Here is a 23,410-nt window from a genome sequence, read left to right as displayed (position 1 = left end):
GGCGTTGAAGTCCGGGGCATTCTAGCAGTGAAGATGAGCAGATGACACGACTAGTTTGGCCTTGCCGCACACCTGTCCGGAATCGAACACCCGGCCTGTTCACGACCGGACAGGCTGGCCGCAAAAGCGGGCAAGGACGGCCGAAAACGGGCATGGCACGGCGCTTGCAATGAAGGCCCCTGTCGCCATTTCATTTGCCCTGTCATGTCCTTGCAACCAATTCCTTCTCCTGGTACCGGCGCTGGTACCGGCGCCGCCACCGGCGCCGCCATGGACACCATCGTGCCGCGCAAACGGGGCCGGAAAATCCTGCTCTCCTGCGCCGCGGCCGCACTGGCGCTCGCCGCCGCTGTCGTCCTCTGGCAGCAGGTCCCGCGCGGCCTGCGCGTACAGCGTGGGGACCTCGAGATCGCCAGCGTCCAGCGCGGCGTCTTCCGCGACGAACTGGTGGTGCGCGCGAACGCCGAAGCGCTCGACTCCGTGATCCTCGACTCGGTGGAGTCGGGCCGCATCGAGGAAGTGTTCGTGCGCGACGGCGAGGTCGTCACCAAGGGCCAGCTGCTGTTCCGCATCGCCAACCCGCAGCGCAACCTGGAACTGCTGGCGCGCCAGGCCGAACAGGCGCAGCAACTCTACAACCTGTCGAACCTGCGCCTGGCCCAGGAGAGCGACCGCAGCACGCGCCAGCGCCGCCTCGACGAGCTGGCCTTCAGCCTGGAGCAGGCCCGCAAGCGCCACGCCAGGAACGAGCGGCTGGCCGCACAAGGCTTCATTTCCGCCGTGGCGCTGGAAGAGTCAACCGATGCGTTCGACAAGGAAGCCCGCGCCATCGAACTGGAACAGCGCAGCGCCGCCGCCGACAGCCGGGTGCGAACGCCCGCCCTGTCCCAGCTCGAGCACGCGATCAAGGGACTCGACACCGGCCTGCAGCTGGTGCAGGCAACGGTCGACGCGCTGGTGGTACGCGCACCGGTCGCCGGCCGCCTGACCGATTTCCGGATGCAGGTCGGCCAGTCGATCGCCACGGGCAAGAACGTCGGCCGGATCGACGACCCGGGCCGCTACAAGCTCGCCGCCCGCATCGACGAGTTCTACCTGAACCGCGTGGCGACCGGGCGCAGCGGCTCGGTCGAACACGACGGCCGCCGTTATCCGGTGCAGGTCGCCAGCGTCTACCCGCAGATCAAGGAAGGCCGCTTCCTCGCCGAACTGCTGTTCACCGGCGCGCAGCCGGCGTCGCTGCGTCCCGGCCAGAGCCTGGACGCCCAGCTCACGCTCGGCGAACCCGCGCGCGCCCTGCTGCTGCCGGCCGCCGCCTGGGTCGGCGACAGCGGCGGCGCCTGGGTCTTCGTATTAAGCGCCGATGGCCGCACGGCGCAGCGCCGCGCAGTGCGCACGGGCCGCCGCAGCAACGCCCAGGTCGAGGTGCTGGCCGGCCTGCGGCCGGGCGAACAGGTCATCGTTTCCAGCTATGCGGCCTTCGACAAGTCGACCGCACTCAGCATTTCGCAGTAATCTCTCACCCAAGTAAAAAAAGGATAGGCATGCTCAAACTATCAGGCATCAGTAAAACCCACCTCGCGGGCGAAGTGCAAACCACGGCCCTCGACCGGATCGACCTCGAGATCGAGGCCGGCGAATACGTCGCCATTACCGGCCCCTCGGGCTGCGGCAAGTCGACCCTGCTCGGCCTCCTCGGCCTGCTCGACGTGCCCACTACCGGCGACTACCTGTTCGACGGCGAGAACGTGGCCGGCTGGAGCGAAGCGCGCCTGAACCGGCTGCGGCGCGGCCGCATCGGTTTTATTTTCCAGAGCTTCAACCTGATCGACGAACTGAACGTGTTCGAGAACGTCGAACTGGCGCTCGAGTACAACGGCATGGGCGTGCGCGAGCGGCGCGAGCGGGTCGGCGCCATGCTCGACAAACTCGGCGTGGCGCACCGGGCAAAGCATAAACCCTCGCAGCTCTCGGGCGGCCAGCAGCAGCGCGTGGCGATCGCCCGCGCGCTGGTGGCCGGCCCGGCCCTGCTGCTGGCCGACGAGCCGACCGGTAACCTCGACACGGCGCACGGCGACGAGGTGATGCGGATGCTGCGCACGATTAACGCCGAAGGCACGACGGTGGTCATGGTCACGCACTCGCCGGCCCACGCGGCCCAGGCATCGCGCACCCTGAACCTGCTCGATGGCCGCATCGTCGTCGACGCGCTGAGGGCGGCATGAAGGCGACCCTTAACAGCGCGGCCGACTTTCGCATTGGCTGGCGCCAGCTGATGCAGGAGCCGGGCTATTCGGCAGTCACGGTACTGGGCCTGGCGCTGGCCTGCGCGGCCTGCTTCCTGCTGCTGGGTTTTGTCGCCTACTGCCTGCACTACAACAGCCATGTGCCGGACGGGGAACGCGTGTACGTGGTCAAGCAGCGCATCAATTTCTTCCCGCGCCCCGACTGGAACACCCGCGCCACGCTGTCGCTGCGCGACACGGCGCTGGCCAGCGGCGTGGTGGAGGCAGGCGCGATGGCGCGCCAGGTCCAGCATCCGCTACGTACCGGCACCGCGCTGCACGCGGTCAGGATGTTCGCGGTCGATCCGGCCTTCGGCCCGATTTTCGGCGTCAAGCCGCTCAGCGGGGACTTGCAGGCGGCATTGAGCCGGCCCGACGGCCTGGCGCTCACGCGCGAGACCGCGCTGCGCCTGTTCGGCAAGACGGACGTCCTCGGTAAAACGGTGGGCGTGGGCGACGAGGTGCTGCAGGTGCTGGCCGTGATCCCCGACCTGCCGGCGAACACCACCATGCGTTGGGAGGCGCTCGGCAGTCCGCTCAGCCGCGCACTGAAACCGGAAGACCGCACCCTGCACCCGTCGGAAGATGCGCGCGGCCAGATATTCCTGAAGCTGCGGCCCGGTGCGGACCCCGCCCGGCTCACGGCGCTGCTGCAGGCGGCTGTCCTTGACACGCCCATGAACCGATCCATGACTATCGGCCCCATGGGCCGCTCGCTGACTGCGCCCGGCGTCGAGATCAGGCTGGCGGCCCTGCCTGACGCCTATTTCGACCCGGACCTCGCCAGCGGCCGCGACAAACGCAACTACGGCCAGCGCGACAGCACGCTGGCGCTGGCCGGTGTCGCCCTGCTGATCCTGGCGCTGGCCATGACCAACTGGATCAACCTCGCCACCGTGCGCACCTTGCGCCGCCAGCGCGAGATCGGCATGCGCAAGGTGCTGGGCGCGAGCGCGGCGCGCGTGGCCGGCCAGTTCCTGGCCGAGTCGGTGCTGGTGGCGGTGCTGGCCACCGTGGCCGGCGTCCTGCTGGCCTGGCTCCTGCTGCCGCTGTTCGCCGACCTGGTCGACCGCAAGCTCGAAGGTTTCTTCACCCCGGGCCGGCTGGCGCTGGCGCTGCTGCTCGGCGTGCTGGCGGGCCTGGCGGCCGGCGCCTGGCCGGCATGGACCGCATTGCGGGTGCGCGCCTCGACCGTGCTGGCGGGACGCGACAGCAGCAGCGAAACCACCGCCAACCTGTGGCTGCGGCGCGCCCTGACCGTGCTGCAGTTCGCCACCGCGATGGCGCTGGCCGGGGTCACGGTGGCCGTCGGCTGGCAGACCTGGTACGCCACCACCGCCGATCCGGGTTTCGACCCAAGGGGGCTGACGCTGCTGGAGATGCCGCTGGCGAAGGACGAACAGGTGGCGGGTTTCGTCCGCGCCGTGGCGCGCGTGCCCGGCATCGAGGGCGCGGCGATTTCGGCCGAGGCGATCGGGCGCGACGTCAACAAGATCACAGGCGGCTTCGACAAGCGCGACGGCGGCGAAATCCGCATGGAGATCAAGCGGGTGTCGCCGGAGTTCTTCGACCTGTACCGCATCCGTCCGGTCGCCGGGCGCCTGTTCAGCGCCGAACGCGACCAGCCCGCGTCCAGGGTGGTGCTGCTGAACATGGCGGCGGTGAAGGCGCTGGGCTATCGCTCGGCGCAGGACGCGCTCGGCAAGATACCGTTCGCGCCCGGCGGCGGCGGCTTCGACCGGACCGTCGTCGGCGTGGCGCCGGACGTGCGCCACCAGTCGATGCGCGAACGCCCGGGGCCGATCGTCTACTTCCTGACGGACGCCGACAGCGTGGTCACGGTACGCAGCAAACTCGACCAGCAAACCCTGGCGCGCGCCATCGAGCCGGTCTGGCGCCAGTACTTCCCGAACGGGATGATGTACAAGCAAAGCGCCGCCAGCATTTTTGGCGAGAGCTACCGGCAGGACCTGCGCATGGTCAAAATCCTGGGCGCAGCCAGCCTGGTGGCGCTGGCGCTGGCAGCCTTCGGCATCTATGTGCTGTCGGCCTATACGGTGCAGCGCAGCCGGCGCGAGATCGTGATCCGCAAGCTGTACGGCGCCAGCAACGGCGCCATCGCCCGCCGCCTGGGACGCGAGTTCGGGCTGACGGTGGCGGTGGCGGGCCTGCTCGGCTTGCCTGCGGCGGCGCTGGCGATCCGCTTCTACCTGGACGGCTTCGCCGAACATGCGCCGCTGGGACAGTGGCCGCTGGTGGCGGCGGTCGCCCTGGCCGTCCTTGCGGCGCTGGCGGCCACCGCGAAGCACACGACAACGGCGATGCGTATGAGTCCGGTGCAGGCGCTGCGCAGTTAGACGTCGAGGTTCAGCGCCGCGTACCAGGCGGCATACGGCGTGTTGGCGGCGAGCTTGCGGTTGAAGTCGGGCGCGCCATCATGCCACCACACGGGGCCGCGTTCGCCCAGCGCGCGCTTGGCCGCATCGACCGCCGCCCGTGCGCTGGTCGACCAGCGCCTGCCGCGCCTCGGGCGCCAGCGCGGGATTGCTGGTGCGCCAAAGGCGGCCGGCGACGACGAAGTAGCGGCCGTCGGGGGTGCTGGGGTAGGTTTTCGAAGCGGGCATGGCCCGACTTTACTCGACGGCCATGGGGGATGGCGTACGCCTGCGCGGTCTTTTTTGATGGGCTGCATGCCGGGCCCGCGCATGCAACCCACCTCCGGCGAGTGCCTTGCTTGCTTGCCTTACTTGCTTGCCTTCTTGCGGCGCACGGCAGCAACGCCAGCCATTGCGATGGCGAACAGGAAGCCGGTGCCTGGCTCCGGCACGTCGTTGCTCAGGCCGCCGGTCTCGGCCTGGCCCGCGATCAGCGAGTTCATGTAGACCGCATGTCGGACATGATGGAGGGCGATACGCGCGGCTTTGCGGGAGCTTGCACGCCGCGGCGCGGTCACCGGCCTAAGACAAAAACGGCAGCACCCGCTCCAGCAAGGCCTCCGGCGCCTCCTCGGCGACGTAATGCCCGCAAGGCAGCGTGCCGCCTTGCACGTCGTTCGCCACGGCTTTCCACTCCTTCAGGGGATCGAAGCAGCGGTGCACCACGCCCTGCTCGCCCCACAGCACCATCAGCGGCATCGTCAGGCGCGCACCCGCGTCGCGGTCCGCGCGGTCGTGTTCGAGGTCGATGCCGGCGGCGGCGCGGTAATCCTCGCATAGTCCATGCGCGGCGCCGGGCAGCGCCAGGCAGCGCTGGTATTCGGCCAGCGCGCGCGGATCGAACACTTTCAGGCCGCCGCTGCGGCGGCCCATGACGTCGACCGCATAGGCGGCCGGGTCGGCTTCGATCAGGCGTTCCGGCAGGGGCGCGGGCTGGATCAGGAAGAACCAGTGCCAGTACGCGCGCGCGAAGGTGTCGTTCGTTTGCGCATACATCGCCAACGTCGGCGCGATGTCAAGCAGGGCCATTTTCAAAACCGCCTGCGGATGGTCGGCCGCAAGGCGATGCGCGACGCGCGCGCCGCGGTCGTGGGCCAGCACGCGGAAGCTGGCGAAGCCGAGCGCGCGCATGACGGCGAGCACATCGAGCGCCATCGTGCGCTTGCTGTAGTTGGCGTGGTCCGGGTCGCCCGCGGGCCTGGACGAGTCGCCATAGCCGCGCAGGTCGCAGGCGACGACCGTGAACTGCTGCGCCAGCACGGGTGCCACGCGGTGCCAGATCGCGTGGGTTTGCGGGTGGCCGTGCAGGAGCAGCAGCGGCGGTCCGGAGCCGCCGACGATGGCCTGGATGTCGATGCCGGGCGCGACCGTCATGCGCTCGGCGCGGAAACCTGGGAAAAGTTCGGAAGTGCTCATGCTGATGGATCCTGTTGTTGGTTGCGGGCGGGCTGCCGGCATGGATAATGTTGCCCATGCATGTTGAACAAGGATAAACGATGAAGTGGATCATCACGAAATACCTGGTCACGGCCGCCGTCGTCGTGCTGGTGTCCGAACTGGCCAAGCGCAGCGACCGCATCGGCGGCTTCATCGCGGCCCTGCCCATGGTCACGCTGCTGACCCTGGTGTGGCTGCACCTCGAAAACCAGCCGCAGGCGAAGCTGGCCAATCACGCGTGGTACACCTTCTGGTACGTCGTGCCGACGCTGCCGATGTTCCTCGCTTTCCCCTGGCTGCTGGGCCGCTTCGGGTTCTGGCCGACGCTGGGCGCCTGCACCCTGCTTACCGTCGCCTGCTTCGGCGCCTTTGCGCTGGCGGTGAAGCGCTTCGGGATCGTGCTGCTCTGATTCCTGCAACGCAAACGCGCCATGCGACATCCAATGTCATGCAATCACAACTTTTATCCTGACAGAGGAGTATCCCATGAGCACATTCGCCCGCAAATTAGTTTCCAGCAGCATCGCCGCCCTGTTCGCGCTCGGCGGCAGCGCCTTCGCCCAGACGGCGCCTGACGACGCCCAGATTGCCGGCATCGTCGTGGCCGCCAACCAGGTCGATATCGATGCCGGCAAGCTGGCGCAAAAGACGACGAAACAGGCCGAGGTGAAATCCTTCGCGAAGCAGATGGTGACCGACCACACGGGCGTCAACAAGCAGGCCGTCGCGCTGGTCACCAGGCTGAAGGTGACGCCGCAGGACAGCGAACTGAGTAAAAGCCTGAAGTCCGGCGGCGCCGAGAACATGGCGAAACTGAAGGCGCTCAAGGGCAAGGAGTTCGACAAGGCCTATGTCGACCACGAAGTCATCTACCACCAGGCCGTGATCGACGCACTCGACAAGACCCTGATCCCGAACGCGAAAAATGCCGAGCTGAAGGACACGCTGGTCAAGACCCGTCCGGCCTTCGTGGCCCACCTCGAGCACGCGAAGCACTTGCAGTCCTCGCTGAAATAAGGCGGCGGCCATGGTTTCCCTATTGAACAGGGCGGGCTGCGCGCTCGCCCTGCTGGCAGCGCTCGCCCCGTCGGCGCGGGCGGCCCCGAGCGTGCACACGATCGTGATCGACGGCATGCGCTTTATCCCGCAGACTGTCGAGGTGAAGCCGGGCGACACGGTCGTGTGGCGCAACAAGGACCCGTTCCCACATACGGCAACTGCGACGGCGACCGCCATGGCCGGGAACGGCGGTCCGAGTTCGCCGGTGATTCCCGCCGGCGCCAGCTGGCGCTTCAAGGCCGTCAAGGCAGGCGCCTATCCCTATCTGTGCACGCTGCACCGCACGATGACGGCCACGCTGGTGGTGAAATAGAGGAGACGTCGATGGAAGCACACAAGAAAGCAGACCCGGCACAGGCGCGCGACGGGCAACTGGCGAGCATGGTCGCGACCGGCGACCCGGGCGCCTTCGAGCTACTCATGCGGCGCCATAACGGGGCACTGTACCGGACCGCGCGCAGCATCGTGCGCGACGATGCCGAGGCCGAGGACATCGTGCAGGAATCCTACCTGCTGGCCTACCGCAAGATCGGGCAGTTTCGCGGCGAGGCCAGCCTCGCCACCTGGCTGACGCGCATCGTCGTCAACGAAGCGACGGGACGCCTGCGCAAGACGCGGCGCCGCGCCGACATCATCGAGCTGGTGCCGGGTGCCAACGGCTTCGACGAGGACAGGGAGGATGCCATGGGCGATGAGCCGGGTGTACATATTGCTGCGCCGGAGACGCCGGACAATGCGGCGCTGCGGGCCGAAGCGCGGCGCCTGATCGAAGCGCGCATCGACGCCCTGCCCGACCAGCTGCGCACCGTGTTCATGCTGCGCGCCGTCGAAGACCTGTCGGTGCAGGAAACGGCGGCGGCGCTCGGCATCCCCGAGGCCACCGTGCGCAGCCAGTATTTCCGCGCCCGTGGGCTGCTGCGCGAAGCCCTGGCGCGCGACTTCGACCGCGCGGTGGATTCGGCGTTTTCCTTCGATGGGGAGCGCTGCGACCGGATCGTGGCGGCCGTGCTGGGGCGGCTGCCGGGTGCGTGACCCGATAGCGGACAGTCGGGATGCCTCAGCGTACCGCGCTATTGCCCCAGTCCCGGCACGCGCTTTTGCCGGGCGTTCTTTAGCGTACGTCGAGCAGCTCGACGTCGAACACCAGGTTGGCGTTCGGCGGAATCGGGCCGGCGCCGTTCTGGCCGTAGCCCATGCTTGCCGGTACGATCAGGGTGCGCTTGCCGCCCACCTTCATGCCCTGCACGCCTGCGTCCCAGCCCTGGATGACCTGGCCCGCGCCCAGCTTGAAGCTGAAGGGTTCGCGCCCGATCGAGGAATCGAACTGGGCGCCATGCTGCTGCGGCGCACCCGGCACGTACAGCCAGCCCGTGTAGTTGACGACGGCGGTGGCGCCGGCGACCGCTTCCTTGCCGGTGCCGGGCACGGTATCGATCTTTTGCATGGCCACGGCGTCGGCCGGGGCCGCGGCCGGCGCCTTGTTGCGCTCGCAGCCGGCCAGGGCCAGCGTGAGGGTCAGGGACAGGCCGAGGGCGCAGGAGGAAAGCAGTTGTTTCATCGTAGGTTCTGGTGGTTGAAAAGCGGGCAAAGTCTTGACGGCGCTGCCGATGCCGCCCCTTCGGGACATGCAGCCGGCGCGGTATTGTTTACCATCTTAACCGACCGGCACGCGCGCAGCCGGGCGCGTGCACCGACGGGCGCGCCGTAATGCCGTTCAGTCAAGCGCGGATGCGCTGCACCGGGCCAGCATAACGCGCGGGCATGCCCGCGCGTCGTCCTCAAGAACAAAGGCCGCTCCGACGTGAATCGAAGCGGCCTTCTTGACTGAACGGCATGAGCGGCAGCGCCGCGCTTTTCGGTGTCGTCCGTGATGCCGGCTCGACGATCAGAACGTCTCCCAGCCGCCGTCGGCCATGGCCGGTTCCGCCCTGGCGCTGCGCACCGGCGGGAGTGCCTTGCGGCTCGGCGCGGGCGCGGCCGCCCGCGCCGGGGCGGCGGCAGGCGCCGGCGGCATGCCGTCCAGCTTGAACACGCGCACGGCATCGGCCAGTTCGCCGGCCTGGCGCTGCAGGGTTTCGGACGCGGCCGCGGCCTCCTCGACCAGCGAGGCGTTCTGCTGGGTGGTCTGGTCCATCTGGCTGATCGCTTCGTTGATCTGCTCGATACCCAGCGTCTGCTCGCCCGTCGCTGCGCTGATCTCGCCCATGATGTCGGCCACGCGGCGGATGCCGTCGACGATCTCTTCCATCGTCGTGCCGGCCTCTCCCACCAGCACGCTGCCGGCCGCGACATTCGACACGGAAGCGTCGATCAGGCCCTTGATTTCCTTCGCTGCCGCAGCCGAACGCTGGGCCAGGCTGCGCACCTCGGCGGCGACCACGGCGAAACCGCGGCCCTGTTCGCCCGCACGCGCCGCCTCGACCGCGGCATTCAGGGCCAGGATATTCGTCTGGAACGCGATGCCGTCGATCACGCCGATGATGTCGACGATCTTCCTGGACGACGCGGAAATCTGGCCCATGGTGTCGATCACCTGGCGCACCACGGTCCCGCCCTTGGCGGCGACGTCGCTGGCCGAGCCGGCCAGCTGGTTGGCCTGGCGGGCGTTGTCCGAGGTCTGCTTGACGGTCGAGGTCAGCTCTTCCATCGAGGATGCCGTTTCTTCCAGCGAGCTGGCCTGCTGTTCGGTGCGCGAGGACAGCTCGAGGTTGCCGGCGGCGATCTCGTCCGATGCATGGGCAATGGTGCCGGCGCCCTGCATCACGTTGGTCACCAGGGAGCGCAGCGCATCGTTCATCTCGCGCAGCGCCTGCAGCAGCTGGCCGGCCTCGTCGCGGCTATTGACCTGGATGTCGGCCGTCAGGTCGCCCCTGGCCACCCGGCGCGCGACGTCGATCGCCAGCTGGAGCGGCTTGACGATGCTGCTGCGCAGGGTCGCGCCGCACACCGCCACCAGCACCGCCAGCAGGGCGATCAGCAGCGTTTGCAGGCGCAGGCTGGTCGCGGCGGCCTCATCGATCCTGGCGGCGTTGTCGTCGATGGCCTTGCGCTGCATGTCGACCAGGTCGCGCAGCAGGCCCTGGTATTTGTTCGAGGCGGGAGTGAACTTGTCTTGCAGGATGCTGTTGGCCGTATCGGCGTCATTCGCTTCCTTGGCCTTGGATACCGCGGCCTTCTGGACATTGTAGAAATCGCGGGCTGCCGAGATCTCCTTCAGCAGTTTCTCTTCTTCCGGCGAAGTCAGCAGTTCCTTCACCTTTTTCAGGAGCTCGCCGGCTTCCTTGCTGCCGGCCGCGGAATCTTCGGCGAAGAAGGCGACGAGCGAGTTGTCGCTGCTTTTTGCGATCGCCAGCGTGCGGCGCGAGCCGCCATAAATGGTGCGGTACCAGTCGCTCACCAGGCGTTCCTTGGCCAGCGGCAGCGCCATCAGCTCCTTGGTCGACGCCGTGATCTTGTTCAGTTGCCAAAGGCCGATGCCTGTAATAGCGATCGACATCAACAGGACGATCGTAAAGACAAGGGCAATTTTCTTACCAATATTCAAGTTTTTCATTTCTGACCTATACGCAGCTTTTGCGGCTGTTCAATTCTGAATGCATCCGGGCGTCGATTGACGGGCACAATATGCCGCATTAATTTCCCCATAGCAACACAAATCAAGATGTGCGTCATCTGCGCAACAGTTGATGCAGTAAGGCACAAAACCGGTTTAAGATTCCGCACGGCAAGTTTGTTTCATCTGGCCTTTTGAGATTTCATAAATACGCATCTCGCAGCGGCGCCTGACTGGCGCCGGCAGCCGGCATGTCCCCCGTTTTTACAGAAACCACCAACAATGACCGATTCCACTCAACCGAAGCCGCGCCGCGCCTTCCTGATCAAGTCCCTCGTCGGCGCCGCCGGCGCCGCGACCGCGGCCATCCCGCTTGCCGCCCAGGCCCAGGCAGGCGCGGCACCGGCACCGGCCACGGCCGCGCCCACACCCTCTACCGATGCGCCGGCCGGCTATGAATGGCTCAGGCCGGGCGAACAGGCGTTCGTCGAGGCACTGGTCAACCACATGTGCCCGGCCGACAAGCTCACGCCCAACGGCGTCGACCTGGGCCTGAACGTCTACTTCGACCGCGCGCTGGCCGGCAACTGGGGCCAGGGCGACCGCCTCTACCTGCAAGGCCCGTTCAAGAACGGCAGCGCCAACCAGGGCTATCAGCTCGGCATGACGCCGGCCGCCCTGTTCCGCGCCGGTACCGAGGGACTGGCCGACTACTGCCAGGCCACCTTCAGGAAGCCCTTCGACGCGCTGGCGCCCGAGGTCCGCGAGCAGCTGCTCAAGGACCTGCAAGCCGGCAAGATCGCACTGCCGAACGGCGTCCCTGCGAAGACCTATTTCGCGCAGCTGCTGCAGATGTTTTACGAATCGATGTTTGCCGATCCGATCTATGGCGGTAACCGCAACAAGATGGCGTGGAAGATGATCGGCTACCCGGGCGTGAACACGACCAACAAGCTGAACATCGTCAAGTTCATGAACAAGCCTTATCGTCCGGAACCGGTGAGCATCGCCGACCTGAGCTAACTAAACGGAAGCACAATGAAAACAATGAAGGAAGTGGATGTCGTGCTGGTCGGCGCTGGCTGGACCGGCGGCATCCTGGGCAAGGAATTCTCGGAAGCCGGCATGACGGTCGTCTGCCTCGAGCGTGGCGGTCCGCAGAGCTCGTCGGAAGACTTTACCGTCCCGCGCATGCGCGACGAACTGGCGCTCGGCATCCGTAACGGCATGATGGTCAACACGGTCGACCAGACCGAAACCATCCGCAACAACGGCAAGGAAACCGCGCTGCCCTACCGCCGCCTGGGTTCCTACCTGATGGGCACCGGCGTCGGCGGCGCATCGACGCACTGGAACGGCCACACCTGGCGCTGGGACGACAACGAATTCAAGATCCGCACCCGCTACGAGGAAAAGTACGGCAAGAAGTACATCCCGGAAGACATGACGATCCAGGACTGGGGCGTCACGTACAAGGAACTGGAAAAGTACTACGACAAGTTCGAAAAGACCGCCGGCATCTCCGGCAAGGCCGGCAACATCAAGGGCAAGAAGATCGCTGGAGGCAACGTCTTCGAATCGCCGCGCTCGCATGATTACCCGCTGCCGCCGGTGATCAAGACCTATGCGGGCCAGATGTTCGAGGACACGGCGACGAAGATGGGCTACCACGCCTTCCCGCGCCCGACCGCGAACGCCTCGCAGGCCTACACCAACCCGGACGGCGCCAAGTTCGGCGAATGCCAGTACTGCGGCCACTGCGAGCGCTTCGGCTGCGAATCGAACGCCAAGGGCGGCGCCCACATGACGGTGCTGCCGTTCGCGCAGAAGCAGAAAACCTTCGAACTGCGCACCAACGCCTGGGTCACCCGCGTCGAGCGCGATGCCTCGGGCAAGAAGGCGACCGGCGTCACCTACGTCAACCTGGTCAATGGCGAAGAAGTGTTCCAGCCGGCGAAGATGGTCGTGCTGGCCGCCTATGCCCTGAACAACGTGCACCTGATGCTGGTGTCCGGCATCGGCGAAGCCTACGATCCGGCCACCGGCCGCGGCCTGGTCGGCAAGAACTACTGCTACCAGACCGGCGCCAGCGCCCTGCTGTTCTTCGAGGACAAGCACTTCCACCCGTTCATGGCCACCGCCGGCACCAGTACGATGATCGACGACTTCCACGCCAACTGGGACTTCGACCGTTCGCCCTTCGGCTTCGTCGGCGGCTCGATCATCGGCACGGCCATGTACGGCGGCCGTCCGATCCAGTGGCGCCCGGTTCCTGGCGGCACGCCGGGCTGGGGCAGCAAGTGGAAAGACGAGACGGCAAAATGGTACGACCGCACGATGAACATCGCGGCGGCCGGTAGCGTGATGCCGAACCGTGGCAACTACCTCGACCTGGACCCGACCTACCGCAACCGCCTGGGCATGCCGCTGATGCGCATGACCTTCGACTACAGCGACAACGAGCGCAAGATCTCGGCGCATGCGGCCGACGTGATCAACAAGATCGCGGCGGCAATGAACCCGACCCACCTGAACAAGGCCACGCCGCGCAACTCGTGGAACTCGACGGTGTACCAGAGCACCCACAACACCGGCGGCACCATCATGGGCACCAACCCAGGCAACTCGGTGACCAACAAGTATGGCCAGGTATGGGGAGTCGACAACCTGTTCATCATGGGCGCCTCGCTGTTCCCGCACAATTCGGCCTACAACCCGACCGGCCCGGTGGGCGCGATCGCCTACATGGCGGCCGACATCATCAAGAACGTCTACATCAAGAATCCAGGAAAACTCATCGATGCGTAATCTGGCATGTTCGCTGGCGGCCCTTGCCGCCCTCTCTTTCGGCTCCGCCCAGGCTGCCGACGACCTCGGCAAGAAGAGCTTCGAGTCCTGCGCCGCCTGCCACTCGCTCAAGGCGGGCGAAAACGGCGTCGGCCCGTCGCTGCACAATATCGTCGGCCGCAATGCCGGCACCGAGGCGGGCTTCCGCTTCTCGGGCCCGATGAAGCGTAGCGGCATCACCTGGGACGAAACGAGCCTGACCGACTTCCTGCGCGCACCGCAGGAAAAGGTGCCGGGCAACCGCATGCCCTTCTCGGGCATGCCGGATGAGGCGGCGCTGAAGGCGGTGGTGAAGTACCTGCAAACCGCAAGCAAGTAAATTACCCTCGACGCTTCGAGGATAACGATGAAACAGGGCGGTCCCTCACGGCACCGCCCTTCTTTTTTCCTGTCGCGCGCAGGCGCGACACACAGGGCCACCCACGCCCCCGTTCAGTAATCCATAATCTGAAACACCCCCTCCATTCATGAAGGGCATTCATAAGCCCAAGCAATCCCCGCCCCGTTTTCCCCCACGGTTTGCCCTTAACATGGCCGCCTGTCCCGCCACGCCTGCAACGTGGTGCAACTCTCCCAAAGGAAAACCATGACCGTCAAAGCCTACGGCGCCCACGCCGCCGACAAACCACTCGAATCGATGGACATCACCCGCCGCGCGCCGGGCCAGCACGACGTGCAGATCGACATCGCCTATTGCGGCGTCTGCCACTCCGACCTGCACCAGGTGCGCGCCGAATGGGCCGGCACCCTCTTCCCCTGCGTGCCGGGCCACGAAATCGTCGGCCGCGTGTCCGCCACCGGCACGCACGTGACCAAATACCGGGTCGGCGACCTGGTCGGCGTCGGCTGCATGGTCGACAGCTGCAAGCATTGCGCCGATTGCGAAGACGGCCTGGAAAACTACTGCGACGCCATGGTCGGCACCTACAACGGCCCCACCGCCGACGCCCCCGGCCACACGCTGGGCGGCTACTCCGAGCAGATCGTCGTCAACGAGCGCTTCGTGCTGCGCGTGACGCACCCGGAAGAACAGCTGGCCGCCGTCGCGCCGCTGCTGTGCGCCGGCATCACCACCTATTCCCCGCTGCGCCACTGGAAGGCCGGTCCGGGCAAGCGTGTCGGCATCGTCGGCATCGGCGGCCTCGGTCACATGGGCATCAAGCTGGCCCGTGCGATGGGCGCCCACGTGGTCGCCTTCACGACCTCGGAAAACAAGCGCCAGGATGCGGAAGCGCTGGGCGCCCATGAAGTCGTCGTCTCGCGCGATGCGAACGCCATGGCCGCGCAGGCGCAGGGCCTGGACCTGATCATCAACACGGTGGCAGCGCCGCACGACCTCGATGCCTTCCTGACGCTCCTGAAGCGCGACGGCACCATGGTGCTGGTCGGTGCGCCGTCCTCGCCGCACCCGTCGCCGCAGGTGTTCAACCTGATCATGAAGCGCCGTTCGCTGGCCGGTTCGATGATCGGCGGGATTCCCGAGACCCAGGAAATGCTCGACTTTTGCGCCGAACACGGCATCGTCGCCGACATCGAAATGATCCGGGCCGACGAGATCAACGCCGCCTACGAGCGCATGCTCAAGGGCGACGTCAAGTATCGCTTCGTCATCGACAGCGCGACCCTCGGACACTGATGCAGGCACCTGTCTCAAGCAACCCGGGCAGCGCCGGCCTGCCGGCCGCCTGGGGGGGCGTGTTCGCCCTTTCGCTCGGCGCCTTTGCGCTGGTCGCCTCGGAGTTCATGCCGGTCAGCCTGCTGACCTCGATCGCATCCGACCTCCACGTCACCGAAGGCCAGGCCGGGCAATCGATCGCGGTCTCCGGCGCCTTTGCGCTGGCGACCAGCCTGTCGCTGTCTTCGCTTGCGGGGAAGATCGACCGCAAGCTGCTCTTGCTGGCGTTGACGCTGTTGATGATCGTCTCCGGCAGCATCGCCGCCTTTGCGCCGAACTACTGGAGCTTCATGGCCGGCCGCGCCTTCATCGGCGTGGCGATCGGTGGCTTCTGGTCGATGTCGGCGGCTACCGCCATGCGCCTGGTGCCATCAAGCCAGGTCCCGAAAGCGCTGGCCATCGTCAACGGCGGCAATGCCCTGGCGACCGTCGTCGCGGCGCCGCTGGGCAGCTTCCTCGGTGCGATCGTCGGCTGGCGCGGCGCCTTCTTCGCCCTGATTCCGGTGGCGGCGCTTGCGCTGGCCTGGAAGTGGGTCAGCCTGCCCGCCATGCCGGCGGAACGCACGCAGCGGAGTAGCAACGTGTTCACGCTGTTCAAACGGCCTGAAGTCGCACTCGGCATGGTCGCGGTCAGCCTGTTCTTCATGGGGCAGTTCGCGCTGTTTACTTACCTGCGTCCCTTCCTCGAGACGGTGACGCATGCGCGTGCGGCGACGACGTCCGTGATGCTGCTCGTGATCGGCGTGGCCGGATTCATCGGCACCACGGTGATCGGGTCGCTGCTCAAGGATGGCCTGTACAGGACGCTGATCGTGATCCCGCTGCTCATGGCGGGAATCGCGCTGGCCCTGATGGTGTTTGGCGCCTCGCCTTTCGTCACCGCCGTGCTCCTCGCAGTCTGGGGCTTGGTCGGCACGGCGGCGCCGGTCGGCTGGTGGACCTGGCTCGCGAAAACGCTGCCGCACGACGCCGAGGCCGGCGGCGGGCTGATGGTGGCGGTGGTGCAGCTGGCCATTGCACTGGGCGCGACCGTGGGCGGCATCCTGTTCGACGGCTTCGGCTACCGCGCGACCTTCAGCGCGAGCGCCGTGGTGCTGGTGGCGGCGGCCGGCCTGGCGCTGCTGGCGGCACGCGCGGCGCGGCGCGCCGGCGTCCGGGCCTGACACACCCGGCTAAGCGGCGGGTCCTGCGCCAAGAAAGTCGCAGACCAGCCGCACCACCTTGTCCGGCTGCTCGCGGTGCGGCAGGTGATGCGTGTCCGGGACGATCTCGACCCTGACATCGGCATCGCTCCATTCGGCGATCAGGGCCGGATGGCGTGTCGTGCCGTATTCGTCGTCGCTGCCATGGATGGCCAGGGTCCGCACGCTGACCCGTGCGAGCGTATCGACCAGCGTCCACGAGGCGAAGCGCGGCGACAGCCAGGTGCCCGTCCACGCGTCGAGTACCCACTGCGCTTTGCTGCCGTGGTATTTTGCGAGCCTGCCCAGCTGCTCGCCGTCGGCAAACTGCTCCCTGGCTGCCCGGATGCCGTCGAGGGTCGTCTCCTCCGCGAATACCTGGGCCGACACGGTGATGAGCGCCTCGCAATCGTGCGGGAAGCGCGCCGCGCAGTGGATGGCCATGGCGCCGCCGACACTGTGGCCGAAGGCGACGAACTGTTGAAAACCGAGCTGTTCGCGGACGGCCGGAAACCAGGTGTCGGATTCGTCGGCGATGAAGGACGGCGTCAGCACGTCGGAGCGCGGATCGGATTCTCCAAAGCCCAGGCGATCGTAGGCGATCACCGTACGCCCGCTGCCTGCGGCCAGCCGCGCGGGAAAGTCGCGCCACAAGGCGACGCTGCCGAGCGAGTCGTGCAGCAGGACGATTGGCGCCAGCTTGTCTGGCGGCTGCGCCACGGAATCGGTCCAGACGCGGACGAAGATCCGCCGCTGCTCGTGCATGACCCAATGGTCCGCGAAATCGACGTGCGAATGAGGGGTCGGCGTCATAAAAATCCGTTCTTCAACGTGCATGGCCAAGGCCTGCCATCCGCTCGACGATGCGTGCGGATGCAGGCGCCGGCGCTGATGCCGGCGTGTCAGCATAGCAGACGTGCACCGAAGCGTTACGGTGCGCGCACCTGCGACCGCGTGGGCATGCCCACCCTACGGTGCACGACGGATCCGGGCGCACGTTCACGTCATTGCATGCCGGCTGTTCATCGCGAGCCGATGCCCACCCTACGGTGCGCGACGGATCCGGGCGCGCTTTGAAGCGCGGCGTCAGGGCGCGCAGCTACGAAAGCCCACGAAGATGTCGTCGCGCCCGGGCGCATAAAAATTGCGGAAATGGGGAGAGCGCAGGCGCATCGGCGTTGCGAACGAGGCGCCGCGCAAGGTCTGGCGGGTGCCGAACGATGGCGCTGAATACTCGCGGTAGCGGTCCGCGGTGAAACCGTCCCAGGGCAGGAAGGGCGACGCCGTCCATTCCCACAACTGGCCCCAGCTGAAGCCGGGCTGGCCAGAGGCTGCCGCGAACTCCCACTCCTCTTCACGCGGCAGGCGTCGGCCGGCCCAGTTGCACCAGGCCTCGGCCTCGTGCAGGCTCACGTGGCGCACCGGCTCGGCGGGATCGAGCCCGGTCGGTCGTCCGAAGCGGACGGTGATCCAGCCGCCCTCCCCTTCCGGCTGCCAGTAGCGCGGCGCCGAGCGCTTCTGTTCGATCAGCCATCCACGTCCGGCCTCGCTCCAATATTCGGGGCGCCGATAGCCGCCATCGCGCATGAAGTCGAGCCAGGCGGCATTCGTCACCAGGCCGGCGTCGATCGCGAACGGCGCGACGCGGCACACCGACGCCGGCCTTTCGTTATCGAACACGAAGCCGCGCGACTGGTCGCCGCCGCGAACAAAACTGCCCCCGGCGAAGGCAATCGCGCCTGTCGCCCGGGTCTCGCGCATAGCTGCGCCGGAGGCCGGCGGCGCCACGCCCAGCGTCTGCAAGGTGGCCAGCAGGGCTTCGCCATGCATGTCTTCGTGCGCCAGCACCAGGCGAAATGGATAGAGGGCCGCGTCGTCCTTGCCCGTGCGCGCCAGCCGCTCGCGGACCTGGTCCAGCACGTCGCCGCAGTAGGTCTTGAGCGCGCCCGGCGCCGGCAGGTCGAGCGCCCAGCGCCTGTCGTGGGCTACCATGTTCGAATCGAACCAGTCGTCGGCCTGCGCGAGCAGCGCAGGGCCGATGGCCTCACCCGGCGCACTGCCGGCGGCCTCGCGCAGGACGAACCATTCGGCAAACCAGGCGGTATGCCCCAGTTCCCACAGCGGCGGGTTCAGGATGGGAAGGCGCGGCACCCGCGCCGCCTGGTCGTAGCCGGCGGCCGCCAGCGCGTCGAACAGGGCCAGCGTATGTCGCCGCGCATCCTGCAATGCGCGGTCCAGCGCGCCCGGCCCCAACCGGCGGAAGGATGCATGGTCTTCTGTCATGCATCCATTGTACGGTTTATCCTTGCGCTGCCTGCAAACGGCTCACGGTTGCATCCCGGCGCGCCCCAGCTGCATGCGCGCCAGCGACGGATACAGCGGCGGACTGATGATCCGCGCCAGCATGCTCGCCACCAGCGCGCATGCCATCAGGCTCAGGACCATCGCGTGGCCGTCCACCATCTCCATGACGATGATGAAGGCCGTCAGCGGCGCCTGCGTGGCAGCCGCCAGGAAGCCGACCATGCCCAGCGCGATCAGCGCCGGCGCCTGCGTATGGTAGAAGGCGACGGCGACGTCGTTGCCGAGTGCCGCGCCGATCGCCAGCGCGGGCGCGAAAATCCCGCCCGGCACGCCGGACCAGGTACTGAGCCAGGTGGCCACGAATTTGAACAGCGCGTACAGCATCGGCATCGTCGCGACGCCGTCGACCATGGCCTTGGTCGTCGCATAGCCGGAGCCGAAGGTCGTGCCGCCGCTGACCACGCCGATCACGGCCACCGCCAGGCCGCAGACGGCCGCGAACAGCACCGGCTTGCGGGCGCGCAGGCGGCTCATCCAGTCCATTCCCAGGCCGGCCGTCGAGGCGATCATCAGCCGCGAAAAAAGTCCGCCCGCGACACCCGTGCACACCGCCACCAGGAGACCGGGAACGAGCAGCGCCGTCCCGATGGCGCCGATGTGGATGACGCCGAAATAGGTCGCGTTCCCGTGCGCCGAGACGGCCACCAGGCCGCCGAGCACGATGGCGGTAATGATCAGGCCACTATTCCTCTGCTCGGGCGCACGCGCCAGCTCTTCGATCGCGAACATGACCCCGGCCAGCGGCGTATTGAAGGCGGCGGCGATACCCGCCGCGCCGCCGGCGACCAGCAGCCCGTGGAGGTTGACGTTGATGAAAGCACGCGCGGGAAGCAGGCGCCGCGCCTGCAGCATGACGCCGGCCGCAATCTGCACCGACGGACCTTCGCGTCCCACCGACAAGCCGGCCAGCAGGCCGCCCGCGGTCAGCAGGACCTTGGCCAGGCTCAGCCTGAGCGAGACGAACAGGCCGACCTTGTCAGTCGGAAGCGCCGGGTCGAGTGCCGCCATGACCTGCGGGATGCCCGATCCGGCGGCGCCCGGGGCGTAGCGGCGCGTGAACCAGACGATGGCCGCGGTGCAGGCCGGCGTCCAGATCAGCGGACTCCACCAGACCAGGAGCGGCATCCAGCCGAACGCGTCGAATGCCAGCTCGGACAGCCAGGTGAAGACGACGACGGTCAGGCCGGCCAATACCGCCAGCGTGACGACGACGGCGCGTCCGGACCAGAGTTGCCAATCCGAGAGCTCTCCGCGAATCCTGTCGCGCCAGTTGTGGGTGTGTTTCATGCGAGGGCTGTGCGGCCAGGGGCCGTGCCGCGATGTGCGGGGGTGGCGTTGTTCATGTCGGTAGTCGTTCCGGGGACGTCCGGCGGCCAGTGTCGTTCGGGAAGCGCTTATTGTAGCCCCGTCCAAGGATTTTCGCCGGGAATCTACATTTGTACAAATATTTGTAATGTACAACATCGGGTTCGGGCCCTCGTGTCGGTCCGCCCGTCGCTTCAATGACCAACGAGCAATCATTCATGGCCGTGCATGCGCCCTGCGGTGTGCTTCCAAGGCAGAGGCCGCGTCCGAATGTCAGACCTGACCCCAGCCCTGTCAAATTCCCTGCACGCTGAGCGCCCGCACCGCCCCCCGCAACTGCCCCAGCAAAGCCCCCCTCCCCGCCTCGTCCAGCTCCGGAAACATCATCCGCTCCACCTCCGCCACCTGCGCATCGCACTCCCCCAGCACCGCCGCCCCGGCCGCCGTCAAACTGATCTGGATGATCCGCCCATGCGCCGGATCGGGCGTGCGCGCAATCCAGCCCTTCGCTTCCATCTGCTTGACCATCTCGTTGGCCGATTGCGGCGAAATCATCGTGCGGGTGGCGAGCTGGGCGTTCGACAGGGCGCCATGCGCGCGGAACACGGACAGGGCCGTGTACTGGGGCACCGACAGCCCGGCAGGCGCCAGGCTCTCGCGCAGGCGCTGGTTCAGCACATGGTCGAGGCGGCCGACCAGGTAGGCCAGGCCCGTCGGTTTGCCGAAAAGTGGTACGGCGGCATCGGCAACTGAAAGTTTTTTTGAAGAGGTCATGAAAAGGTGCTTGCAAAGTGAATCAGGTACGAATAGTATAAGTCACATATCAGGCAGCCTGATAACAAACTTAGACCTAGGAGACATTGTATGTCCAAATACGAAGCGCGCTGGAAGACCGTCAAGGTGGATGTTGAAAACGGTATCGGCTGGATCACCCTGAACCGTCCCGAGAAGCGCAATGCGATGAGCCCGACGCTGAACCGCGAGATGATCGACGTGCTCGAGACGCTCGAGCTGGACGACGACGCGCAAGTGGTCGTGCTGACCGGCGCCGGCGATGCCTGGACCGCGGGCATGGACCTGAAAGAATACTTCCGCGAGACCGACGGCAAGCCGGAGATCATGCAGGAACGCATGCGCCGCGACTGCTCGCAGTGGCAGTGGAAGCTGCTGCGCATGTACAGCAAGGCGACCATCGCGATGGTCAACGGCTGGTGCTTCGGCGGCGCCTTCTCGCCGCTGGTGGCCTGCGACCTGGCGATCGCCGCCGACGACGCGGTGTTCGGCCTGTCGGAAGTGAACTGGGGTATCCCGCCGGGCAACCTGGTCAGCAAGGCCGTGGCCGATACGATGGGTCACCGCCAGGCGCTGCACTACATCATGACCGGCGAGACCTTCACCGGCAAGGAAGCGGCCGCCATGGGCCTGATCAACAAGAGCGTGCCGAAAGAGCAGCTGCGCGAAGCCGTCATCGAACTGGCGAACAAGCTGCTGGAAAAGAACCCGGTCGTGCTGCGCTATGCGAAGATCGGCTTCAAGCGCTGCCGCGAACTGACCTGGGAGCAAGGCGAGGACTACCTGTACGCCAAGACCGACCAGTCGAACCAGCGCGATCCGGAAAAGGGCCGCAAGGAAGGCCTCAAGCAGTTCCTGGACGATAAGACGATCAAGCCGGGCCTACAGACCTACAAGCGGCCAACGACCTGAGCACCCGCCGCAACAAGAGCACGAGCACGGCAACACGACAATAATAATAACGGCGGCGGCATCCGGTTTTCGGATAGCCGCCCCTTTCAATCGACATTAACAGAGGAGACCTCTGATGTTCCAGGCAAATTTGCTGTTGAACGGCCAGGCCGCGGCCGCATCGAACGGCGCCACCTTCGAGCGCCATAACCCCGCCACCGGCGAAGTCGCCACCCGCGCCGCCGCCGCTACTGTAGATGATGTCGACGCCGCGGTCGCCGCTGCGCAAGCCGCCTTCCCGGCCTGGTCGACCATGGCCCCGGGCGCACGCCGCGCCCTCCTGCTGAAGGCCGCCGACAAAATGGAAGCCCTGCGCGGCCAGTTCGTCGAAGCCGCCGTGCTTGAGGTCGGCGGCGCGCCGATGTGGTACCAGTTTAACGTGACGCTTGCCTCGAACATGCTGCGCGAAGCGGCGGCCATGACGACGCAGATCGCCGGCGAAGTCATTCCGTCGGACGTGCCAGGTTCGCTCGCGATGGGCGTGCGCCAGGCTTGCGGCGTGGTGGTCGGCATCGCGCCGTGGAATGCGCCGATCATCCTCGGCACGCGCGCCGTCGCCATGCCGCTCGCCTGCGGCAATACGGTGATCCTGAAAGCCTCCGAGCTGTGCCCTGCCCTGCACCGCCTGATCGGCCAGGTGTTCGTGGACGCCGGCTTCCCGGAAGGCGTCGTCAACGTCATCACCAACGCACCGGAAGACGCGCCGCAAATCGTCGAGCGCCTGATCGCCGCGCCTGCGGTGCGCCGCATCAACTTCACCGGTTCGACCAGGGTCGGCCGCATCATCGCCCAGACAGCGGCCAAATACCTGAAGCCGGTGCTGCTGGAGTTGGGCGGCAAGAACCCGGTCGTGGTACTGGACGATGCCGACCTCGATGCGGCCGTCGAAGCGGCGGCCTTCTCCGCCTTCTTCAACCAGGGGCAAATCTGCATGTCGGCCGACCGCATCCTGGTCGACCGCAAGATCGCACCGGCCTTCGTCGAGAAGCTGGCCGCCAAGACCGCGACCCTGAAGGCCGCGCGTTCGGATGCGCCGCTGGCCGGCATGGTCGACCCGAGCGCCGCCGCACGTGTCGACAGCATGCTGCAGGATGCGCGCGCCCGCGGCGCGAAAGTCACCCAGTCGGGCCCCGCTTTAGAGGGCAACATCATGCAGCCGGCGATCGTCGACGAGGTCACGCCCGAGATGCTGGTGTACCAGGAAGAGTCCTTCGGGCCGATCGTCTCGGTGCTGCGTTTCGACTCCGACGAAGAAGCGATCCGCATGGCCAACGACAGCGAATACGGCCTGTCTTCCGCCGTCTTCTCGCGCGACATCGGCCGCGCAATGGCCGTTGCCCAGCGCATCGAGTCCGGCATCTGCCACATCAACGGCCCGACCGTGCACGACGAGGCGCAGATGCCATTCGGCGGCGTGAAGGGCAGCGGCTACGGACGCTTCGGCGGCAAGGCGGCGATCGCCGAGTTCACCGACCTGCGCTGGATTACGGTCCAGACCACGCCGCGCCACTTCCCGATCTGAAGGA

The 23,410-nt window shown here is 66.8% G+C and carries 23 protein-coding genes; 14 read left to right on the top strand and 9 right to left on the bottom strand.

The annotated features are described in order from the left end of the window. Positions 1–204 precede the first annotated feature (204 nt). From AC1MEM_RS13135 to AC1MEM_RS13125, 3 genes are read left to right on the top strand one after another with little or no spacing between them, the layout of a single operon-like run. Positions 205–1,515, top strand: a complete 1,311-nt coding sequence (locus AC1MEM_RS13135) for an efflux RND transporter periplasmic adaptor subunit (protein ID WP_499471027.1) — start codon at positions 205–207, stop codon at positions 1,513–1,515. A gap of 29 nt (positions 1,516–1,544) precedes the next feature. Beyond that, positions 1,545–2,225, top strand: a complete 681-nt coding sequence (locus AC1MEM_RS13130; protein ID WP_499471025.1) for an ABC transporter ATP-binding protein — start codon at positions 1,545–1,547, stop codon at positions 2,223–2,225. Beyond that, the gene (locus AC1MEM_RS13125; protein ID WP_499471023.1) at positions 2,222–4,642 is read left to right on the top strand and encodes an ABC transporter permease; all 2,421 of its coding nucleotides are present in this window, start codon (positions 2,222–2,224) and stop codon (positions 4,640–4,642) included. The genes AC1MEM_RS13130 and AC1MEM_RS13125 overlap by 4 nt, the downstream gene beginning before the upstream one ends. Here the strand turns inward: AC1MEM_RS13125 and AC1MEM_RS13120 are convergent. The 3 genes from AC1MEM_RS13120 to AC1MEM_RS13110 all read right to left on the bottom strand — a co-directional run bounded on the left by AC1MEM_RS13120 (position 4,639) and on the right by AC1MEM_RS13110 (position 6,136). Further along, positions 4,639–4,977, bottom strand: a complete 339-nt coding sequence (locus AC1MEM_RS13120; protein ID WP_499471021.1) for a hypothetical protein — start codon at positions 4,975–4,977, stop codon at positions 4,639–4,641. The two genes, AC1MEM_RS13125 and AC1MEM_RS13120, sit on opposite strands and share 4 nt — an antisense overlap. A gap of 51 nt (positions 4,978–5,028) precedes the next feature. Further along, a complete protein-coding gene (locus tag AC1MEM_RS13115) occupies positions 5,029–5,163 on the bottom strand; it encodes a PEP-CTERM sorting domain-containing protein (protein WP_499471020.1) in 135 nt (44 codons plus the stop codon). 79 nt (positions 5,164–5,242) lie between these two features. Next, positions 5,243–6,136, bottom strand: a complete 894-nt coding sequence (locus tag AC1MEM_RS13110; RefSeq protein WP_499471018.1) for an alpha/beta fold hydrolase — start codon at positions 6,134–6,136, stop codon at positions 5,243–5,245. 80 nt (positions 6,137–6,216) lie between these two features. Between AC1MEM_RS13110 and AC1MEM_RS13105 the strand changes: the two genes are divergently transcribed. The 4 genes from AC1MEM_RS13105 to AC1MEM_RS13090 all read left to right on the top strand — a co-directional run bounded on the left by AC1MEM_RS13105 (position 6,217) and on the right by AC1MEM_RS13090 (position 8,248). Continuing rightward, entirely contained in the window at positions 6,217–6,567 is a 351-nt protein-coding gene (locus tag AC1MEM_RS13105; protein ID WP_499471016.1) for a DUF3147 family protein, read from the top strand. 76 nt (positions 6,568–6,643) lie between these two features. After that, complete coding sequence (locus AC1MEM_RS13100; protein WP_499471014.1) at positions 6,644–7,174, top strand: DUF4142 domain-containing protein; 531 nt, start codon at positions 6,644–6,646, stop codon at positions 7,172–7,174. Positions 7,175–7,184: 10 nt separating this feature from the next. Next, positions 7,185–7,529, top strand: coding sequence for a plastocyanin/azurin family copper-binding protein (locus AC1MEM_RS13095; RefSeq protein ID WP_499471012.1), 345 nt, complete (start codon positions 7,185–7,187; stop codon positions 7,527–7,529). Between the two features lie 11 nt (positions 7,530–7,540). After that, a complete protein-coding gene (locus AC1MEM_RS13090) occupies positions 7,541–8,248 on the top strand; it encodes an RNA polymerase sigma factor (RefSeq protein ID WP_499471010.1) in 708 nt (235 codons plus the stop codon). A 79-nt stretch (positions 8,249–8,327) separates the two neighbouring features. Here AC1MEM_RS13090 and AC1MEM_RS13085 read toward each other — a convergent pair whose 3' ends face one another. Continuing rightward, positions 8,328–8,774: an FKBP-type peptidyl-prolyl cis-trans isomerase gene (locus AC1MEM_RS13085; protein ID WP_499471008.1), complete on the bottom strand. Its 447-nt coding sequence runs from the start codon at positions 8,772–8,774 to the stop codon at positions 8,328–8,330. Positions 8,775–9,101: 327 nt separating this feature from the next. Continuing rightward, positions 9,102–10,769 (bottom strand): methyl-accepting chemotaxis protein, encoded by a 1,668-nt coding sequence (locus tag AC1MEM_RS13080; RefSeq protein WP_499471006.1) that lies wholly within the window; start codon positions 10,767–10,769, stop codon positions 9,102–9,104. A gap of 282 nt (positions 10,770–11,051) precedes the next feature. Between AC1MEM_RS13080 and AC1MEM_RS13075 the strand changes: the two genes are divergently transcribed. The 5 genes from AC1MEM_RS13075 to AC1MEM_RS13055 all read left to right on the top strand — a co-directional run bounded on the left by AC1MEM_RS13075 (position 11,052) and on the right by AC1MEM_RS13055 (position 16,454). Further along, positions 11,052–11,792, top strand: a complete 741-nt coding sequence (locus AC1MEM_RS13075; protein WP_499471004.1) for a gluconate 2-dehydrogenase subunit 3 family protein — start codon at positions 11,052–11,054, stop codon at positions 11,790–11,792. A gap of 15 nt (positions 11,793–11,807) precedes the next feature. Further along, entirely contained in the window at positions 11,808–13,577 is a 1,770-nt protein-coding gene (locus tag AC1MEM_RS13070) for a GMC family oxidoreductase (RefSeq protein WP_499471002.1), read from the top strand. Continuing rightward, positions 13,570–13,935 (top strand): c-type cytochrome, encoded by a 366-nt coding sequence (locus AC1MEM_RS13065; RefSeq protein ID WP_499471000.1) that lies wholly within the window; start codon positions 13,570–13,572, stop codon positions 13,933–13,935. The genes AC1MEM_RS13070 and AC1MEM_RS13065 overlap by 8 nt, the downstream gene beginning before the upstream one ends. A 267-nt stretch (positions 13,936–14,202) precedes the next feature. Then, the gene (locus AC1MEM_RS13060) at positions 14,203–15,252 is read left to right on the top strand and encodes an NAD(P)-dependent alcohol dehydrogenase (protein WP_499470998.1); all 1,050 of its coding nucleotides are present in this window, start codon (positions 14,203–14,205) and stop codon (positions 15,250–15,252) included. After that, positions 15,252–16,454 (top strand): MFS transporter, encoded by a 1,203-nt coding sequence (locus AC1MEM_RS13055; protein ID WP_499470996.1) that lies wholly within the window; start codon positions 15,252–15,254, stop codon positions 16,452–16,454. The genes AC1MEM_RS13060 and AC1MEM_RS13055 overlap by 1 nt, the downstream gene beginning before the upstream one ends. Before the next feature lie 9 nt (positions 16,455–16,463). Here AC1MEM_RS13055 and AC1MEM_RS13050 read toward each other — a convergent pair whose 3' ends face one another. From AC1MEM_RS13050 to AC1MEM_RS13035, 4 genes are all read right to left on the bottom strand, one after another. Continuing rightward, complete coding sequence (locus AC1MEM_RS13050) at positions 16,464–17,285, bottom strand: alpha/beta fold hydrolase (RefSeq protein WP_499470995.1); 822 nt, start codon at positions 17,283–17,285, stop codon at positions 16,464–16,466. Between the two features lie 273 nt (positions 17,286–17,558). Continuing rightward, a complete protein-coding gene (gene senA / locus AC1MEM_RS13045) occupies positions 17,559–18,755 on the bottom strand; it encodes a selenoneine synthase SenA (protein ID WP_499470994.1) in 1,197 nt (398 codons plus the stop codon). 42 nt (positions 18,756–18,797) lie between these two features. Next, complete coding sequence (locus tag AC1MEM_RS13040; RefSeq protein WP_499470993.1) at positions 18,798–20,123, bottom strand: chloride channel protein; 1,326 nt, start codon at positions 20,121–20,123, stop codon at positions 18,798–18,800. 312 nt (positions 20,124–20,435) lie between these two features. Further along, positions 20,436–20,915 (bottom strand): MarR family winged helix-turn-helix transcriptional regulator, encoded by a 480-nt coding sequence (locus tag AC1MEM_RS13035; protein WP_499470991.1) that lies wholly within the window; start codon positions 20,913–20,915, stop codon positions 20,436–20,438. A gap of 90 nt (positions 20,916–21,005) precedes the next feature. Here AC1MEM_RS13035 and AC1MEM_RS13030 point away from each other — a divergent pair, with 90 nt between their 5' ends. After that, entirely contained in the window at positions 21,006–21,845 is an 840-nt protein-coding gene (locus tag AC1MEM_RS13030) for a p-hydroxycinnamoyl CoA hydratase/lyase (protein ID WP_499470989.1), read from the top strand. A 115-nt stretch (positions 21,846–21,960) separates the two neighbouring features. Beyond that, entirely contained in the window at positions 21,961–23,406 is a 1,446-nt protein-coding gene (locus AC1MEM_RS13025; protein ID WP_499470987.1) for an aldehyde dehydrogenase, read from the top strand. Positions 23,407–23,410: the final 4 nt, after the last annotated feature.

It is taken from the genome of Telluria sp. AIW5, from assembly GCF_056680575.1.
This window is presented reverse-complemented; position numbering and strand designations above follow the sequence as displayed.